Below are 17,663 nucleotides of genomic sequence, written 5' to 3'. Positions count from 1 at the left end.
ATCGCCACCGCCCTCACCGAACTGGTCGGAGTACGCACCCCCATCGTCCAGACCGGCATGGGGTGGGTGGCCGGACCCCGCCTGGTCTCCGCCGCCGCCAACGCCGGTGCCCTGGGGATCCTCGCGTCCGCCACCATGACTCCGGAACAGCTCCGTTCGGCCGTACGCGAGGTCGGGTCACGTACGGACGCTCCCTTCGGGGTGAATCTGCGGGCCGACGCCGCGGACGCGGGGGAGCGGGTGCGGATCATTATCGACGAGGGCGTGAAAGTGGCCTCGTTCGCGCTCGCGCCCGCGGCCCGGAACTGATCGCCCGTCTGAAGGACGCCGGAGTCGTCGTCATCCCGTCCGTGGGCGCCCGGCGGCATGCCGAGAAGGTCGCGGCCTGGGGCGCGGACGCCGTTCTCGTGCAGGGCGGCGAGGGTGGTGGCCACACCGGCAGTGTCGCCACCACCGTGCTGCTGCCGCAGGTCGTGGACGCCGTGGACATCCCCGGTGATCGCCGCCGGCGGATTCCGGGACGGACGCGGACTGGTGGCAGCCTTGGCCTATGGCGCCGCAGGTGTGGCCATGGGCACCCGCTTCCTGCTCACCTCCGACAGCACCGTCCCCGACGCCGTGAAGGCCCGTTACCTGGCGGCGGGCGTCCAGGACGTCATCGTCACCACCAAGGTCGACGGCCTGCCCCACCGGATGCTGCGTACCGACCTCGTGGACGCCCTGGAGCGGTCGGGCCGCAGCGCCGCCCTGTTGCGCGCGTTCCGCCACGCCTCCGCCTTCAGACGGGAGTCCGGAATGAGCTGGGCCGGCCTGGTGCGTGACGGCCTGGCGATGAAGCACGGCAAGCAACTGACCTGGAGCCAGGTCCTCCTGGCGGCCAACACCCCGATGCTCCTCAGGGCCGCGATGGTCGACGGCCGCACCGACCTCGGCGTGATGGCCTGCGGGCAGGTCGGCGGACTGATCGACGACCTGCCCTCCTGCGCCGAACTCGTCGAGAGGATCATGGCGCAGGCACACGCCACGCTGGGGCGGCTGCCGACCCTGTCACGCGAGCACTCGGGCGCGGCAGGCGGCCGGTGTGCCCCAGGCGTCGCGCAGCGGGCGGGCCTTGCGGATCCACAGTGACAGGTCCAGTTCCCCGGTGTAGCCGAGGGCGCCGTGGAGCTGCAGGGCCGTACGCGCCGCTCCGTGGGCCGCTTCGCCCGCCGCCACCTTCGCCGCGGCGACTTCCCGGCCCGCCGCCGGATCGTCCGCCGTCAGGGCCAGGGCCGCGGCGTACACCAGCGGCTGGGCGAACTCCAAGGCGACGAGGGTGTCGGCCAGGCGGTGTTTCACCGCCTGGAACGAGCCGACGGCCACCCCGAACTGGGTGCGCCGGCGGACGTACTCCACGGTCCGTTCCAGCAGCGTGCGTCCCAGTCCGAGCGCCTGCGCGGCTGTGACCAGCGCCGCGACATCGGCGGCGTGCGCGGCAGCCGCGGCCACCTGCGGACCCTCCTCCAGGACGACTCCGCCGAGCGGGCGGGCCAGTCGCCGGGCCGGGTCGGCAGACGGCTGCACCGGGCCGTGCGATTCCGCGAGGCGCACGGTGTCGCCCTCCACGACGAACACCGCGTCGGCGGCGTCGGCGTCCAGGGCGTACGGGCTGCCGCCGGGGGACAGCACGCACAGGGACGCCACGGCCTTGCCGGACGCGAGTTGCGGCAGCCAGGCACGGGCCACGTCGCCTCCGAGCCGGCCCAGCAGGGCACCGGCGGCGGCCGTCTCGGCCAGCGGGCCGGGAACGACATGGCGGCCCAGTTCGCCGAAGGCCACGGTCAGTTCGACGGGCAGGGGGCCCAGACCCTCGTGCTCCTCGGGAACGGCGAGGGCGAAGACGCCCGCCTCCGCGAGCCGGGCCCACACGGCGCGTCCGGGCCCGGGGTCGCCGGACGCCCAGGACCGTACGACGCGGGGTGTGCCGGCGGAACCCAGCATGCCGTCCAGCGCGCGGGCGAACTCCCGCTGCTCGGCGTCGAGGAGGAACCGCATCATCGGCGCCCCTTCGGCAGACCGAGGAGCCGCTCGGCGATGATGTCGCGCTGGATCTCGTTGGTGCCGGCGTAGATCGGCCCGGCCAGCGAGAACGTGTGCCCCTCCGCCCACCTTCCGTGCGCCGGTGCCTCGGCGGCCTCGTCGGACAGCTCGCCGTAGGGGCCGAGCAGATCGAGGGCGGTCTCGTGCAGGGCGACGTCCAGCTCGGACCAGTAGACCTTGTTGAGGCTGGACTCGGCGCCGATCGACCCGCCGGCGGCGATACGTGAGGTATGGGCGTAGGTGAACAGCTGGTAGGCGCGGGCGCCGATCACCGCGTCGGCGACCCGGTCGCGCAGCGCCGTGTCGCAGGGGTCGGCGGCGGAGCGCCACAGCGCGGTCAGCCGGTCCGCCGCGGCGGTGAAGCGGCCGGGGCTGCGCAGGGTCAGTCCGCGCTCGTTGCCGGTGGTGCTCATCGCGACCCGCCAGCCCTGGCCCGGCTCGCCGATGACGTCCTCGTCGGGGACGAACACGTCGTCGAGGAAGAGCTCGGCGAAGGCGGGCTTGCCGTCCAGCCGCCCGATGGGCCGCACCGTCACCCCGTCGGCGTCGAGCGGGAACATCAGGTACGTCAGGCCCCGGTGCGGCCGGTCCGCTTCCGGATCGCTGCGGAACAGGCCGAACGCGCGGTCGGCGAAGGCCGCCCGGGACGACCAGGTCTTCTGGCCGCTGATGCGCCAGCCCTCTGCGGTCCGCACGGCGGTGGACCGCAGCGAGGCCAGGTCGGACCCCGCCTCCGGTTCGGACCAGGCCTGTGCCCAGACGACCTCACCGCTCGCCATGGGCGGCAGGACGCGCGCACGCTGCTCGTCGGTGCCGTGCTCGAAGAGGGTGGGCGCGAGGAGGTTGATGCCGTTCTGGGAGACCCGGCCGGGCGCGCCGGCCCGGTAGTACTCCTCCTCGAAGATCAGCCACTCCAGCGGGGAGGAGCCCCGGCCGCCGAACGCTTCGGGCCAGGAGACCACCGACCAGCGGTCGGCGAACAGCGTGCGTTCCCATTCCCTATGGGCGGCGAACCCCTCGGCGGTCTCCAGCGAGGGGAGCGGGACGGCCGGTACATGGGAGGCGAGCCAATTCCGGACCTCGGCCCGGAAGACGTCCTCGGCGGGGGTGAAGTCGAGGTCCATCAGCCGCCCGCCTCCTTCATCGCGCGCACGTCCATCCCGCCGAGCGAGTCGTCGCCCGTCTCCGCGTTGTGGGCGTGGGCGAGATGGTGCAGCCCGAAGACCGAGTCCAGTCCCGAGTGCAGGCCCTGGAGGTCCTCGGCCTGGTTGACGGCACGCTTCGTCAGCGCAAGACCCATCCGGGGCATCGCCGCGATCCTCTCCGCCAACTCCAGAGTGTGCCAGCTGAGTTCCTCGCGGGGCACGACCCGGTTGACCATGCCGACCTCGTAGGCGCGCCGCGCGCTCATCCGGTCGCCGGTGTAGAGGAACTCCTTGGCGATCCGCGGCGGCATCACCCACGGGTGGGCGAAGTACTCCACCCCCGGGATGCCCATGCGCACCACCGGGTCGGCGAAGAAGGCGTCCTCGGAGGCGACGATCAGGTCACAGACCCAGGCGAGCATCAGCCCGCCGGCCACGCACGCGCCCTGCACCGAGGCGATGACCGGCTTGGGCAGTTCGCGCCACCGCCGGCACATCCCCAGGTACACCTCGGACTCGCGGGCGAAGCGGCTCTCCGCCCCCGACTTCCGCGAGTGGTCCCACCACAGCCCGGCCCTGCGGTCGAACGGCAGATGCGCGTCCCGCTCCGGGGTGCCGATGTCGTGACCCGCGGAGAAATGCCGCCCCGCTCCGGCGAGGACCACGACCCTCACCTCGTCGTCGTCCGCCGCCCGGTAGAAGGCCCGGTCCAGGGCGTAGGTCATGGCGGAGTTCTGGGCATTGCGGTACTCGGGCCGGTCCATCGTCACCAGGGCGACGGCGCCGCGGCGCTCGTAGCGGACGGGCTCCCGGGGCGCGGTGCGGGCAGTCGGCATCCGCATCCTCCTTCCCTAACAAGTGTTTGGTAGGTTAACCTACGGGGCGTCAGCCGTCGAGCGACGCCGAGAGCCCCAGGAGGTACGCCCATGACGTCGGCCCCGCCGCCGTACCTGCCGGGCCATGACCTGCTGGCAGGCCGTACGGCCGTCGTCACCGCCGCCGCGGGTGCCGGGATCGGCGGCGCGACCGCCCGGCGGCTGCTGGAGGAGGGCGCCCGGGTCGTGGTCTCCGACACCCACGTCCGACGGCTCAAGGAGTCCGAGGCGGAACTGGCCGGCGAGTTCGGCGCGGACCGCGTCACCGCACAGCCCTGCGACGTCACCGACGAGGAGCAGGTCGGCGCGCTGTTCGAGCACGCCGAGGAGCAGCACGGACGTCTGGACATCGTCGTCAACAACGCGGGCCTCGGCGGCACCGCCGACCTCGTCGACATGACCGACGAGCAGTGGGACAAGGTCCTCGACGTCACGCTGAGCGGCACCTTCCGCTGCACCCGCGCCGCGCTGCGCCGGATGAAGGCCGCGGGTGGCGGCGGTGTCGTCGTCAACAACGCCTCGGTGGCCGGCTGGCGCGCGCAGCGGGGGCAGGCGCACTACGCCGCCGCGAAGGCCGGGGTCATGGCGCTCACCCGGTGCGCCGCGGTGGAGGCCGCCGCGTACGGCGTGCGGGTGAACGCCGTCTCCCCGAGCCTGGCCATGCATCCACACCTCGCCAAGGTCACCACTGCCGAGCTGCTGGAGGAACTGACCGGCCGGGAGGCCTTCGGGCGCCACGCCGAACCGTGGGAGGTGGCCAACGCGATCGTGTTCCTGGCCAGCGGCTACTCGTCGTACCTGACCGGCGAGGTGCTGTCGGTCAGCAGTCAGCACCCGTGAGGCGAGAATGGCCCGGTGCCGAACAGCAAGAGCAACAGCGACCGTAAGAAGAGCTCGGTGAGCCCGCCCGAGCGGCGCGAGGAACTCCTGGCCATCGCGGCCCGGGTGTTCGCCGCGCAGGGCTACAACGCCACCACGGTCCGCAAGATCGCGGATGCGGCGGGGATGCTGGCGGGCAGCCTGTACTACCACTTCGACTCCAAGGAGTCGATGCTGGACGAGATCCTCTCCGGCTTCCTGGACGAGCTCTGGGCACGGTACGACGCCGTGCTCTGCGCCGGGCTCGGTCCCAGGGAGACGCTGGAGGCCCTCGTCACCGAGTCCTTCCGGGAGATCGACCGCCACCTCGACGCGGTCGCCATCTACCAGAAGGAGTCCAGGCACCTCGGGACGCAACCGCACTTCGCCTATCTCGTCGAGTCGCAGCAGAAGTTCGAGAAGGCGTGGCTGGGCACGCTGGAGCGCGGAGTGTCCGCCAAGGTCTTCCGCGCCGACCTGGACGTACGGCTCACCTACCGCTTCCTGCGCGACACGGTCTGGGTCGCCGCGTCCTGGTACCGGCCGGGCGGCCGGCACAGCCCCGAGGAGATCGCCCGCCAGTACTTGTCGATGGTGCTGGAGGGCATCGCGCCACGCGACTCGTAGGCAGACCCGCACATCGCAGACCCGCACATCGCAGACACGGATGAGGAGACGTCATGGCCGAGGCCTACATCGTCGAAGCGGTGCGCACCCCGGTCGGCCGGCGGGGCGGCGGGCTGTCCGCCGTCCACCCGGCCGACCTCGGCGCTCACGTGCTGACCGCGCTGATGGAGCGCTCCGGCGTCGACCCGGCCGCCGTCGAGGACGTCGTCCTCGGCTGCCTCGACACCGTCGGCCCGCAGGCCGGTGACATAGCCCGCACCAGCTGGCTGGCCGCCGGACTGCCGGAAGAGGTGCCCGGGGTGACGGGTCGACCGCCAGTGCGGCTCCTCGCAGCAGGCCCTGCACTTCGCCGCACAGGGTGTGCTCTCCGGCACCCAGGACCTGGTCGTCGCCGGCGGTGTGCAGAACATGTCGCAGATCCCCATCGCCTTCGCCACCCGGCAGGCCGCCGAACCGCTGGGCCTGACCGAGGGACCGTTCGCCGGCTCGGTGGGCTGGCGGGCCCGCTACGGGGACCGGCCGGTCAACCAGTTCCTCGGCGCCGAGGAGATCGCCCGCAAGTGGGACATCACTCGGGAGGCCATGGAGGAGTTCGCGCTGCGCTCCCACCAGCGGGCGATCCGGGCCGTCGACGAGGGCCGCTTCGACCGGGAGACCGTCGCGTACGGCGACGTGACCCACGACGAGGGACCACGCCGCGACACCAGCCGGGAGAGGATGGCCGCACTGCAGCCGCTGGTGGAAGGCGGCAGGCTGACGGCCGCGCTCTCCTCGCAGATCTCCGACGGCGCCTCGGCCGTGCTCATCGCCTCGGAGCGAGCCGTACAGGAGCACGGTCTGACCCCAAGGGCCCGCGTCCACCACCTCTCGGTGCGCGGCGAGGACCCGATCCGCATGCTGTCCGCCCCGATCCCCGCCACCGCGCACGCCCTGAAGAAGTCCGGGATGACGCTCGACGCCATCGACCTGGTCGAGATCAACGAGGCCTTCGCCTCCGTGGTGCTGGCCTGGCTGAAGGAGACGGGCGCCGATCCGGAGAAGGTCAACGCCAACGGCGGCGCGATCGCTCTCGGCCACCCGCTCGGCGCCACCGGCACCCGGCTGATGACCACGCTCCTGCATGAACTGGAACGCACGGGCGGCCGCTACGGCCTGCAGACGATGTGCGAGGGCGGCGGTCAGGCCAACGTGACCATCGTCGAACGCCTCTGAGCCGACGGCACCCCACCGGCGGCCCCCGCCCCCGCTGGCAGGGTCACAGCGACCCGGGCGCCGTCATCCAGCGCCACTGCGTGAACTGCTCCAGGCTGGAGGTCCCGCCGATGCGGGAGGCGTTGCCCGAGAGGCCCATGCCGCCGAACGGCGCGTTCGCGGCGTCCTTGGCGGACACGTCGTTGATGTGGATCATGCCGGTGCGCAACCGCTGCGCGAAGGCGGTGGCCCGGGGGAGGGACCGGGAGTGGACGGCGGCGGTCAGGCCGTACGCGGTGTCGTTGGCGATCTCCACGGCCTGGTCCTCGCCGTGGAACGGGATGACGGGAGCGACAGGTCCGAAGATCTCCTCGGTGAAGACAGGCATGGTCCGGTCGACGCGGTCCAGCACGGTGGGCGGGTAGAAGAGCCCCTCGCGGGTGCCCCCGGTCAGCACACGTGCCCCGCCGACCACGCTTTCGTCCACGATCCGCTCGATCCGGGCCGCCTGCCGTTCGCTGATGACGGGACCGATCACCACGCCGTCGTCGCGCGGGTCCCCGATCGGCAGCGCCTTCGCCTGCCGGACGAGCGCCTCGGTGTACGCCTCGACGACATCCGCGTGCACCACATGGCGCCCGGCGGCGACACAGGCCTGCCCCTGATAGCCGAAGGAGCTGACGGCCCCCGCCGCGGCGGCCGCCTCCACGTCCGCGTCCGCCAGCACGACGATCGAGTTCTTGCCGCCCAGCTCCAGCGACACGCGTTTGAGCCCTTCGCCCGCTACCCGGGCCACTTCCCGCCCGGCCTCGGTCGAGCCGGTGAACGAGACCATCGCGACATGCCGGTCGGCGACGACCGCACGCCCGGTCTCCGCGCCGCCGGGAAGGACGTGCAGCACTCCGTCGGGCAGCCCGGCCTCCTGGAACAGCCGCGCGACGAGAACACCTCCGGAGACCGGGGTGAGGGGGTCCGGCTTGAGCAGCGCGGCGTTGCCGAGGACCAGCGCCGGCGCCAATGCCCGCATCGCGAACAGCAACGGCGCGTTCCAGGGGGCGATGACCCCCACCACCCCGAGCGGCACCCGCCACGCCAGACTCGTCCCGCCGGGCGCCTGCGGCGTGAGGACCTCGCCCGGGGGCAGCGACGCGAGCCCGATCGCGTGCTGCAACTGACCGAGCCCGGCGGCGATCTCGTAGTCTCCCTTGGTGGGGACGCCGCCCGACTCCCGGACGATCCATTCACGGACCGCCTCGCTGTGCTCCCGCAGGGCTCGATCGGCGCGCGACAGTACGTCGACCCGTTCCGACACCGTGGCCGCGGCCCATGCCGACCCGGCCCGGGCCGCCCGGGCACCGGCCCGCGCGACGTCCGCGGGTGAGGCCCGGCCCACCTCCGCCAGTGGCTCGCCGGTGGCCGGCTCGATCACCCCGAGGGTGCCGCCCTCGGGGTACCGCCAGCCCTCGCTGAAGATCCTTCCGGTCCACTCGGCCGCGCTCGGCCAGGTCCGCTCGCCGGTGACGGTCATGGTCACGCCCTCCGCCCTGGTCGGTGGATTGGGGCCCCGGCCCTCCCGCGCGGCCGTTCAGCGTTCCAGGCCATTCAACCCGGGAAGGGGCTATCTGTCATTCTTGGAACGTATCTGAACAAAAGGGGACGAACGTGGCAAGAGTGCGGCAAGAACACTGAGCGGCTGAGGCGGATTGAGGTTCCATGGCGAGATCAGCGTCCGTTCCGGGTGAGGACCGCGGTGCCTCGCCGCAGGATCTCGTCGACGAGGCGGCCACCGCGAAGGCCGTCGTGGACGAGCACGGCATCGTCACGGGATGGAGCGAAGGGGCGCGCAGGCTGCTCGGCTACCAGGACTCGGAGGTCGTCGGCAGGTCAGGGGCCGCACTGCTCGCCGACGGACTCCCGCCGGACGTGCCCGGCTCCCCGCAGACCCTGCCCAGGTGGAGCGGAAGGGCGACACTGCTGCACCGCGAGGGGCACTCCCTGACGGTGAATCTGCTGGCACACCTCCGGCAGGACGGCGACGGCCACGACGAGTGGCTGTTGCTCGCGGCGGTCACGAGTCCCGTGGTCAGTCCGGACGACGACGGGTTCCTCAGGAGGAGCTTCACCCAGTCCACCTGCACGACGGCGCTGTACGACACCCGCCTGCGGCTGGTCATGGCGAACGCGGACATGGAACGGGTGATCGGCCTGCCCGAGGAGGCGATGCGCGGGCTGCGCATCTCGGAGATCGTGCACCACCCGCAGGCCGACCGCACCGAGCGGCACATGCGACGTGCGCTGGAGACCGGCCGTCGGCAGGACCTCGAGGTCTCGCTGCAACTGGCGGGCCATGAACGCGCGACCGTGTGGACGGTGGCCCTGGCCCCGGTACGGGCGGGCGACGGCCGGACACAGGGTGTGCTGCTCTCGGCGCACGACATGACCGAGCAGCACCTGTCCCGGCAGCGGCTGGCCCTGGTGAACGCGGCGAGCCGGCGCGTCGGCAGCACGCTCGACCTGGTCCGTACCGCGCAGGAACTCGCCGACGTGGCCGTGCCACAGCTCGCCGACTTCGTCACCGTCGACCTGCTGCCGTCCATCGAGGGCGGTGCCGACCCGCCCTCGGGAGCCCCGCGCGGTGCCGTGCGGCTGCGTCGGGTCGCCCACCAGTCGGTTCTCGAGGGCTGCCCCGAGACAGTGGTCCCGAACGGGACCGTGGCCGTCTATCCGCACAGGTCGACGGCGGCCGAGTGCCTGGCCGCCGGCCGGCCGCTGATCCAGCAGGTCACCGCCGAGGCGATGGAGTATGTGCTGCGCCAGACCCCCGAGCGGGCCGAACGCATGCGACGGTTCGGGTTCCACTCGGTGCTGGCGGTGCCCCTGCGGGCACGGGGCATCACCCTGGGCGTGGCCACCTTCTCCCGCCACCGGACCCCGGAACCCTTCGAACAGGACGACCTGCTGCTCGGCCAGGAGATCACCGAGCGAGCCGCCCTCAGCATCGACAACGCCCGCCGCTTCACCCGCGAGCGCACCACCTCCCTCACCCTGCAGAGCAGCCTCCTGCCGCAACGGCTGCCCGAGCAGTCCGCCCTCGACATCGCCTCCCGCTATCTGCCCGCCAGCGCACAGGCCGGGGTCGGTGGCGACTGGTTCGACGTCATCCCGCTGTCCGGCGCCCGCGTCGCACTGGTCGTCGGCGACGTCGTCGGCCACGGCATCCAGGCCTCGGCCACCATGGGGCGGCTGCGGACGGCCGTACGGACCCTGGCCGACGTGGATCTCCCCCCCGACGAGCTGCTGACCCACCTGGACGACCTGGTCACCCACCTGGCCGCGGGAGTCGACACCGCGGGCGAGGTCGGAGCCACCTGCCTGTACGCCGTGTACGACCCGGTGTCCCGCCGATGCTCCCTGGCGCGCGCGGGGCATCCCGTCCCGGCGCTGGCCACACCGGGCGGCGGGGTCGAGTTCCTCGACATCCCCGCGGGGCCTCCCCTCGGGCTGGGCAGTCTGCCCTTCGAGGCCGTCGATCTGGAACTGCCCGAAGGAAGCGTCCTCACGCTGTACACCGACGGCCTCGTCGAATCCCGGTTCCGCGACATCGACGACGGCATGGACGCACTGCTCCAGGTGCTGCGGCGGTCCGGGACCTCGCTCGAGAGCACCTGCGAAGCGGTGCTGCGGACCATGCTCCCGGACCGGCCGGCCGACGACGTGGCCCTGCTCGTGGCCCGCACCCGCGCCCTGGACGCCCTCCACGTGGCCACCTGGGAGGTACCACCCGACACCGCCGCGGTCGCCACGGCACGCAAGAACGCCTGCCGGCAACTGGCCGACTGGGGTCTCGAGGAGTACGTGTTCGTCACCGAACTCGTGGTCAGCGAGCTGGTCACCAACGCCATCCGGCACGCGCGACCGCCCATCGAACTGAGGCTGATCCACGACCGTGCCCTCATCTGCGAGGTGTCGGACGGCAGCACCACCGCCCCGCACATGCGCCGGGCCCGCACCTATGACGAGGGCGGCCGCGGGCTGCTCCTCGTCGCCCAGTTGTGCCAGGGCTGGGGCGCCCGGCAGACACCCGACGGCAAGATCATCTGGGCCGAGCAGGCTGTCCCCGAGGCGGCCCTCCCCGACGTGTGAGCGTCCGGCAGACGGTGTCTGCCGGACGCACATGCGGCACAGGCGTGCGCGAGGACGCTATGACCAGGGCAGGACCAGGGCGCCCCAGGCGACGACCGGGCCGAGGGCCACGATGCCGCCGGTGTAGCTGATGATCTGGCGGTAGAAGCGGCGGCTGTCCACCCCGCGGGCGTTGCTCAGGACGAGTGCGCCGTTGGTCGAGAAGGGGGACGTGTCGACGATCGTCGTGGAGACGGCGAGAGCGGCGATCAGACCGGCGGCGCTGAGGTGGCTGGAGAGCAGCAGCGGCACCGCGATGGGGATGATCGCGGTGAGGATCGCGGTGGAGGAGGCGAAGGCCGAGGTGATGGCCACGGTGAAACACAGCAGCAGGGCGACGACGACCGGGGCGCCCAGGCGGGCCGCGTGTTCGGAGATCTCCTCGATGACGCCGGCCTTCTCCAGCATCGCGATGTACGTCATCATGCCCGCGACCAGCAGCAGGGTGGACCAGCTGACGCCGTCCACGGCCCTCTCCTGCCGCTTCATGTCCACCAGGGCCAGCAGAGCGCCGGCCGCGAGGGCCAGGAAACCGATCTCCAGATGGAAGGCGAGCGCGCCGACGACCAGGGCGACGAGAGCCGCGAGGGTGAGCCCCTGCCGCCAGTCGGGCCGGCCCGAGACGGTGACGTCCTCGTCGTCGCTTCGCTCGGCGGCCTCCTCCGCCAACGGGGCGGGCCGCTTGGCGAGCAGCGCGTAGGTGATCACGGACAGCACCACGTTGATCAGGAAGCTGGCACTGAACAACGCCAGGGGGGAGACGTGCAGACCGGTCTTGTCGACCAGGCCGAGCACCAGCGCGCCGGAGACGGCGACCGGGGAGAACGCGCCCGCGTGCCCGCCGCTGATCACCATCATGCCGACGACCAAGGGGTTGAGCTTGTAGCGGTAGGCGAAGTTCATGCCGATCGGCGCGAGGATGGCGACGGCGGCCGGGGTGAAGGTGCCGAACGCCGTCAACAGCGCCGCCACCAGGAACAGCACCCACGGGATGAGCGAGACCTTCCCGCGCACCAGGCGTACTCCGGCGGCGACGAGCCAGTCGATGGTGCCGTTGCGGCGGGCCACGGAGAACAGGTAGGTGACGCCGACGATGGTCACGAAGAGGTCGGCCGGGAACCCCTCGAAGATCTCGTCCTCGGTGAGGCCGAGCGAGGCGGTGCCGACCGCGAAGGTGGCGACGAAGGCGAGGATGCCCAGATTGATCGGCAGCACGGTGCCGACCACGAACATCACCAGCAGCGCTCCTACGGATATCACTTCAGCAGACATCATTGTCCTTGGTGCGGTGGGGACGGGTGGTGCGCCCCGGGGGCGCAAGGTATCCCGGGGCGGACGGCTGGGGGACCGCGGCCCGAGGTGACGTTCGTCGCGGGTTCAGGCGGCGCGCGGCGCGCCTGTGTCCGGGACGTAGATGCGGGCGTCGGCGAGCAGCCGCGCCGCGCGCTGCACGGTGACCCGCCGCGGCAGGCCCTCGCGCACATCGGAACAGCGGACCGCGACCACGCCGGCGGGAGTGCCCAGACGCAGCCACTCGCCGGCCCGGCCGCTCGCGGCCCGGGACACGACGGAGTCCGCCGCCAGCCCCGCCGCCGCGACCGCGACGGCGGAGGTCAGGCCGATCGCAGGGTGCGGGGCGTTCATGGTGAGCATGCGCACCGAGACGTCGTAGTCCTCGGCCGCCACGCGCTCGCCGAGCGTGGTGGTGTACGCGACCGGGGGACCGGCCAGGCCTGCCTTGGGCACCGCGTCTCCCGGTTCCTGACCCGGCTGGAGCAGACCCATCAGAGGTGCGGCGGCATGACGGACGGCGCGCAGCCAGGGCACGTCGGCGCGCAGCCGCTCCGGTGACTCGGCCCCGGTCCGCCCCGCGTGGATGGCGTCGACGAGGACGACCGGGGCTCCGGCGTCCACCATGCTCACCCGCGTCGGCTCGGCGGCGTCGACCCGCAGTTCCTGTGCGCTCTCGCCGGTGGGGAACAGCAGACCGGTGGTGCCTCCGGCGGGGTCGCGGAAGGTGAGGCCTACGGCCACGCCGCCCGCGCGGGTGCCCGGTACGGTCTGCCGGCCGAAGTGCTGCACCACCCCTCCGGTGGTGTCCACGAGCCCTTCGAGGACCGTGCCGGTGTTGGTGTTGCGCATGACCACGCGCGTCCGGTCGCCGGCGATCGGCACCATGCCCTTCGCCGCCGCGTAGAGGGCGACGCCGGTGGCGCAGTTGCCGCAGTTGCTCGTCCACTCCACCGAGCCGGTGCCGATACCGACCTGGGCGAACAGGTAGTCGACGTCGACGCCGGGCTCGGGGGAGGCGCTGACGACCGCCGCCTTCGAGGTGGTGGGGGTCGCCCCGCCCACCCCGTCCAGCTCCACCGGGTCGGCGGCGCCGTACGCGGCGACCAGCAGCTTCTCCAGCTCGCTGCGGTCAGTGGGGACATCGACCTGGTTGAACAGCCAGCACTTGCTGGTGCCGCCACGTACCAGGGTCGCGGGAATGTGCACGTCTGAGGCTCTTCCTTGATCAACAGGGAGGGGGCCGGGCGGCCACGGGCACGTTGCGTGCCGGTGAACCGCGCCGGTGATTGCCGAGACCTTCGCAGAGGCGTGCCTTGCGAACAATCGCAGTTCGCTTCACCTGGGTTTAGCTCAGCTAAAGTCGTCGGCATGTTGAATGTGCGTCGTCTGCTGCTGCTCACCGAGGCCATCGAACGGGGCTCGCTCACCGCTGCCGCGGAGGCGCTGGGCATGACCACCTCCGCCGCCTCCCAGCAGATGTCCCTGCTGGAGCGGGAGGCCGGGCAACCCCTGCTCGAGCGGCTGCCGCGGGGCATCCGTCCCACACCGGCGGGTGCCGCGCTGGCCGGACGCGGACAGGCGATCCGCCGCGAACTGCGCGCCGCCCAGGCCGACCTGGACTCCTTCACCGCCCTCGACCAGGGCACACTGCGGCTCGGTTCCTTCCCCACGGCGAGCGCGTCCCTGCTGCCGCTCGCCCTCACCCGCTTCCGTCGCCGCCACGCCGGAATCCGCATCGAGGTACGCGCCGGTGTCCTCGCGGAGCTCCGCGAGATGCTGCACACGGGTGAGGCGGACCAGGGACTGCTCTGGGACTACGAGTGGAACCGCCTCGACGATCCGGCGCTCGCCCTCACCCACCTCCTGGACGACCCGACGGTGCTGGTCGTCCCCGCCGACTCACCCCTGCGCACCCATCCCTCCGTGCGTCTCGGTGACCTCGCCGACCAGGAGTGGATCATCCGTGCCGACAACCACCCCGTCGCGGACGTCCTTCGCCGCAGCTGTCGCCAGGCGGGATTCGAGCCGCGGATCGCGTACTCCTCGCACGACTACCAGGAGGCGCAGGCCATGGTCGCCGCCGGGCTCGGCATCGCCCTCGCGCCCCGCCTGGCGCTCACCAGCCGCCGCAGCGACGTCCGGCTGCTGCCTTTCGCCTCCGATGTGCCCGCCCCCACCCGCCGGATCCTCCTCGCCCGCGCCGCGGCCCCGGCCCCGCCACCCCCTCCCGCCCAGGCGATGGCCCAGGTCCTGCGCACGGTGGCGCAGCGGTTCGCCGCCCCCGGCCTGCACCGGGCCCAGCTCGGCGCGGTCCGGCGCAGCTGAGGTTTCTGCGGAGTCTGCATCTTCGCGTAAGGGGAGTGCCCGACATGAGCGCCCTGCCGGCGCCGATGCGGGACATCGTGGAGCACGCCTACGGGGTCGCCACGGCCGAACTCTTCCTCGTCGCCACGCCCTTCGCGGCGCTCGCACTGGTCGCCGTGCTGTTCATCAAGGAGAAGCCGCTGAAGACCACCAGCGGCATGGAGCGGCTCTCCGAGGAGGCCGGGAACGGAACTCCTCCGCGCGTCGAGGCAGGCGCCTGACCCGGCGGGACCACCGCGGGGCCCGCCGGCGGCCGGTCAGACGGGGAGGACGAACGGAGGGTGCGCGCCGTTGAGGAAGTAGTCCCCGACATCGCGGAGCCGGTGGGCGACGGGCTCGTACAGCGTGTGGGTACGGGCGTTGCGCCAGAAGCGGTCGAAGCCCAGCCGTGCGGACGCCGAGCGTGCGCCGATGATGTCGAGGGCGCGGGCGGTGGACTCCTGCGCGGCCTTGGAGGCGGCGGCTTCGGCCATGGCCACGAGGACGGAGATCTCCGCGTACTCCTCGTAGCCGAGGTCCTCGCCGCGGGCCAGCCCGTCGAGCACGGCTTGCCGCGCCTGGTCGGCGAGGGCGGACGCGGAGCGGGTCAGCACCGTGAGTTCCCCGTACGCGGTCAGCACCTGCGGGTCCTGCGGCGAGCCGACCGGCCAGTCGGGGTGCCAGTGGGAGAGTCCGGTCCTGCTGTACTCGCGGGCCTCGGCCAGGACTCCTTCCGCCATGCCGAGACGAAGCTGCACCGAGAGGAGACGCCCCACCGGTGACACCATCGACGTCAGGGGCGACAGGACGTCCTCGTCGGCGGCGAGCGAGCCCAGGACGTCGTGCGCGCTGACGGGCACGGCGTCGAACTCCACGCTGCCGCCGGCCGCGAGCCGCTGGCCGAACGGATCGGCGTCACCGTCCGTCAACACGCCCGGAAGAGCGGGGTCTACCACGAGGGCCAGTGGCTCGCCGGTGTCGGCCCGCACCGCTCGCACGGTGAGACGGTCGGCGACCAGGGCACCGGCGGCATAGCTCTGCCGGCCGTTCAGCACGTACCCCGTCGCGTTCCTTGCGATCGTCAGAGCCGGTTCCTGGCGTGCCAGACCACCACCCCAGCACCACTGCTCCGCGGTGGACCGCTGCTCCAGCCGGACCGCGAGATCGGGCTCGGTGAGGAACCGGGCACTCCACGACATGACGTAGTGACAGCCGAGCAGTTGGCCGATCGCGCCGTCGGCCGCCGCGATCTCCCGGACCACCGCGTACGCCGTGCTCCAGTCCCCGCCCCCGCCCCCGAGCCCGGCCGGTACGAGGAGCGTCAGCAGCCCCGACTCGCGCAGCCGCGACACCTCGTCGAACGGGGGCTTGCCCGCCTGCTCCCTGGTGACCGCGTCCGTGGCCAGGTCGTCCGCGGTCTCACGGGCCACGCGCAGCCAGTGCGCGCTCCCCGGTCCGGTCCGCTCGAGCTTCGAGTCGGAGCCGGACGGCGCAGGGGCAACGCCCATGGCTGAGGTCTCCTCACATAGGTGTGTGGGGCACGCGCTTCATCCTGCGCAGCAGCGCAAGGCCCCGTCAATACTTTCCTAGTAATTCGATAGGGAACGCAGGGAAAGACGGTACGCGGCCAGCCGGGCCCGCAACCGCTGCACCGGTGTGGGCGGCAGGGCCCGCGCGGCCCCGCGGGCGTAGTGGCGCTCGACGTAGAACTGCCCCACGCTGAGCACGGTGGTGACGGCGATGTACCAGAGCGTGGCCACCACCAGCAGCGGGATGACCTGGTACGTCTGGTTGTAGACCAGTTGCACCGAGTACAGCAGGTCGTGCACGGCCAGCACGCTGACGATGCTCGTGCCCTTCAGGGTGCCGATCAGCATGTTGCCGGCGGTCGGGACGATCGAGCGCATCGCCTGCGGCACGACGATCCGGCGCAGGGTGCGCGCCCTGCCGATCCCGAGGGCCTGGGCGGCCTCCGTCTGCCCGGAGTCCACCGAGAGGATGCCGCCGCGCACCACTTCGGCGGCGTAGGCGGCCTCGTGAAGAGTCAGGCCGATGACGGCCGTGAGGGCCGGTCCGAGCAGGTTGACGGTCTTGACGGTGACGAACTGAGGGCCGAACGGGATGCCGAGGCCGAGCGTCGGGTAGAGCGCGCCGATGTTGAACCAGAACAGCAGCTGCACCAGCAGGGGAGTGGACCGGAAGATCCACACGAAGCCCCAACTCAGCGTGCTCAGCACCGGGTTGGCGGACAGCCGCATCACGGCCAGCGGAATGCCGAGCAGAAAGCCGAGCACCATCACGAGCCCGGTCAGCCACAGCGTGAGCAGCAGCCCGTCGAGCACGGCGGCACTGGTGAAGTAACCGCCGACCACGTCCCACTGGAAGGCACGGTTGCGGACGACGGAGTTCACCACCATCGCGAAGAGCAGCAGCGCGACGGCGGCGGACAGCAGGCGGCCGATGCGCCGGCGCGGCACGATCCGCGGGAGATCCTTGCCCGGCCCGGTCTCGGGACCCGGGGCCCGGCCGGAGGTCTTCGCGCCGCCCGGGGACGGTGCGGGCGCGGAGTCATGAAGGGCGTTGGTGAGATCGGACGGCGAGGCCATCAGGGGCTCTCCAGGGGAGGAAAACGCGGCGTGGGCACGGGGCCGGAGCCCGGCTTCGGCGTCATCACGCTCGCCGCGTCCCTCAACGCGGTGCCGCCGATGGTAAGGGTGGGACGCCCAGCGGTGTCAACCGGACGCGGGAACCGCTCACCTCGCGTCCGGGATCCGAGCCGCAGTTGACGAGGAGCGAGTTGTCCTGCTCAATTAGTCACATGAATGCCGAGCAGCGCCTGGTCACCCGTGGCCACATCGACTTCGGTCGGGTGTGGTCCGCGGCGTGTTGCGCCTGACGCGGCAGCGGGCCGTCTGACCGGCCCTTCCCTCCCTCGGTGCCCCCGTAGCGGGCCGAGTCCTCTTCCTGACACGCGCTGCCGCCGCACCACCTCGCCCGGGGCCCGCACCCCGGCGTCATCACCCCTGCTCTTCATCCGGATCACCCCGCCCTGAGGCACCGTCACACACGA

12 protein-coding genes and 3 pseudogenes are annotated in these 17,663 nt (G+C 72.2%); 7 read left to right on the top strand and 8 right to left on the bottom strand.

The window, feature by feature from the left end; genetic code table 11:
* A pseudogene (locus SSQG_RS02325) lies at positions 1–1,128 on the top strand (NAD(P)H-dependent flavin oxidoreductase).
* Here the strand turns inward: SSQG_RS02325 and SSQG_RS02320 are convergent.
* The 3 genes from SSQG_RS02320 to SSQG_RS02310 are packed head-to-tail and all read right to left on the bottom strand — an operon-like array spanning position 1,048 to position 4,066.
* Entirely contained in the window at positions 1,048–2,034 is a 987-nt protein-coding gene (locus tag SSQG_RS02320) for an acyl-CoA dehydrogenase family protein (protein WP_003988068.1), read from the bottom strand. The pseudogene SSQG_RS02325 and the gene SSQG_RS02320 sit on opposite strands and share 81 nt — an antisense overlap.
* On the bottom strand, positions 2,034–3,203 hold the full coding sequence (locus SSQG_RS02315) for an acyl-CoA dehydrogenase family protein (RefSeq protein WP_003988067.1): 1,170 nt from the start codon (positions 3,201–3,203) through the stop codon (positions 2,034–2,036). Before SSQG_RS02315 ends, SSQG_RS02320 begins: the two co-directional genes overlap by 1 nt.
* Positions 3,203–4,066 carry an enoyl-CoA hydratase gene (locus SSQG_RS02310; RefSeq protein WP_003988066.1) on the bottom strand — a complete coding sequence of 288 codons (864 nt, stop codon included), beginning with the start codon at positions 4,064–4,066 and terminating at the stop codon, positions 3,203–3,205. The genes SSQG_RS02315 and SSQG_RS02310 overlap by 1 nt, the downstream gene beginning before the upstream one ends.
* Before the next feature lie 84 nt (positions 4,067–4,150).
* On the opposite strand from SSQG_RS02310, the gene SSQG_RS02305 reads away from it, so the two are divergent.
* The 3 genes and pseudogenes from SSQG_RS02305 (at position 4,151) to SSQG_RS02295 (ending at position 6,796) form a co-directional block, all read left to right on the top strand.
* Complete coding sequence (locus SSQG_RS02305; protein ID WP_003988065.1) at positions 4,151–4,939, top strand: SDR family oxidoreductase; 789 nt, start codon at positions 4,151–4,153, stop codon at positions 4,937–4,939.
* A gap of 15 nt (positions 4,940–4,954) precedes the next feature.
* Positions 4,955–5,584 carry a TetR/AcrR family transcriptional regulator gene (locus SSQG_RS02300; protein WP_003988064.1) on the top strand — a complete coding sequence of 210 codons (630 nt, stop codon included), beginning with the start codon at positions 4,955–4,957 and terminating at the stop codon, positions 5,582–5,584.
* Between the two features lie 53 nt (positions 5,585–5,637).
* Positions 5,638–6,796 (top strand): annotated as a pseudogene (locus SSQG_RS02295) (acetyl-CoA C-acetyltransferase).
* A gap of 43 nt (positions 6,797–6,839) precedes the next feature.
* Here SSQG_RS02295 and SSQG_RS02290 read toward each other — a convergent pair.
* Positions 6,840–8,303 carry an aldehyde dehydrogenase family protein gene (locus SSQG_RS02290; protein ID WP_039931801.1) on the bottom strand — a complete coding sequence of 488 codons (1,464 nt, stop codon included), beginning with the start codon at positions 8,301–8,303 and terminating at the stop codon, positions 6,840–6,842.
* A gap of 185 nt (positions 8,304–8,488) precedes the next feature.
* On the opposite strand from SSQG_RS02290, the gene SSQG_RS02285 reads away from it, so the two are divergent.
* On the top strand, positions 8,489–10,918 hold the full coding sequence (locus SSQG_RS02285) for a SpoIIE family protein phosphatase (RefSeq protein WP_003988061.1): 2,430 nt from the start codon (positions 8,489–8,491) through the stop codon (positions 10,916–10,918).
* A 57-nt stretch (positions 10,919–10,975) separates the two neighbouring features.
* Here the strand turns inward: SSQG_RS02285 and SSQG_RS02280 are convergent, their stop codons facing one another.
* Positions 10,976–12,229, bottom strand: a complete 1,254-nt coding sequence (locus SSQG_RS02280) for an SLC13 family permease (protein ID WP_244299018.1) — start codon at positions 12,227–12,229, stop codon at positions 10,976–10,978.
* Positions 12,230–12,334: 105 nt separating this feature from the next.
* Entirely contained in the window at positions 12,335–13,456 is a 1,122-nt protein-coding gene (locus SSQG_RS02275; protein WP_039931797.1) for a PrpF domain-containing protein, read from the bottom strand.
* A 162-nt stretch (positions 13,457–13,618) separates the two neighbouring features.
* On the opposite strand from SSQG_RS02275, the gene SSQG_RS02270 reads away from it, so the two are divergent.
* Both SSQG_RS02270 and SSQG_RS02265 read left to right on the top strand, forming a co-directional pair.
* A complete protein-coding gene (locus SSQG_RS02270; RefSeq protein WP_003988058.1) occupies positions 13,619–14,575 on the top strand; it encodes a LysR family transcriptional regulator in 957 nt (318 codons plus the stop codon).
* Between the two features lie 35 nt (positions 14,576–14,610).
* Positions 14,611–14,835, top strand: a pseudogene (locus tag SSQG_RS02265) (MFS transporter); the annotation flags it as partial.
* A 36-nt stretch (positions 14,836–14,871) separates the two neighbouring features.
* Here the strand turns inward: SSQG_RS02265 and SSQG_RS02260 are convergent.
* Positions 14,872–16,101, bottom strand: a complete 1,230-nt coding sequence (locus SSQG_RS02260) for an acyl-CoA dehydrogenase family protein (protein WP_003988056.1) — start codon at positions 16,099–16,101, stop codon at positions 14,872–14,874.
* Positions 16,102–16,179: 78 nt separating this feature from the next.
* Positions 16,180–17,199 carry an amino acid ABC transporter permease gene (locus tag SSQG_RS02255; protein WP_003988055.1) on the bottom strand — a complete coding sequence of 340 codons (1,020 nt, stop codon included), beginning with the start codon at positions 17,197–17,199 and terminating at the stop codon, positions 16,180–16,182.
* Positions 17,200–17,663 lie beyond the last annotated feature (464 nt).

It is taken from the genome of Streptomyces viridochromogenes DSM 40736 (assembly GCF_000158955.1).
Classification (GTDB): Bacteria; Actinomycetota; Actinomycetes; order Streptomycetales; family Streptomycetaceae; genus Streptomyces; species Streptomyces venetus.
This window is presented reverse-complemented; position numbering and strand designations above follow the sequence as displayed.